Consider the following 590-nt stretch of genomic DNA (forward strand, 5'->3'; position numbering starts at 1 on the left):
GTGTTAAATAAAAAATGGGAATCCTTTTGCCAATGATGACTGCAAAAGCGGCTCCGACCCATCGGGGCTTTTATCGTCCGTTGCTTGCAAAAGGCAGGAAAATTAGCTGGCTAGTATATCACAATGTTTGATTGACTGGATAATATAGTGGATTAACTTTAAACCAGCGCGGCGTTGCCTCGCCTTGTCCTGATTTAAATTTAATCCACTATATCGTCGATAGGCGGGCCGATTTTACCCCGATAAAATAAGGTATTGAATCCGACATCATAAAAAGGTCGTCTGAAAACAGATATAACCAGTTTTCAGACGACCTTTGGTAATTATTGAGATCACAACTGGTCTTTTTGCGCCAGAATTCTGCGGCTGCCGTTGATGTCTGCGGGGGAAACGACACCGGCGTTTTCAAGCGCTTCCATCAGGTTGGCGGCACGGTTGTAGCCGATGCGCAACTGGCGTTGCAGGGAGGAGATGGAAGTTTTTTTGCTTTCCAAAATGTAGGCGACGGCTTGGTCGAACAGTTCATCGCTGCCCGCATTCGGATTGACGATGTTGGTGGTTTCCAGCGCGGCTTCACCGCTGAGCAAACC

General features: G+C 47.3%; 1 protein-coding gene. It reads right to left on the bottom strand.

What is annotated here, in order from left to right:
- Window positions 1-332 precede the first annotated feature (332 nt).
- The coding region (locus ACTHUR_RS16150) for a DNA translocase FtsK (protein WP_440399690.1) at window positions 333-590 on the bottom strand (258 nt) is incomplete at its 5' end.

This window comes from Neisseria sp. P0021.S007 (genome assembly GCF_051956855.1).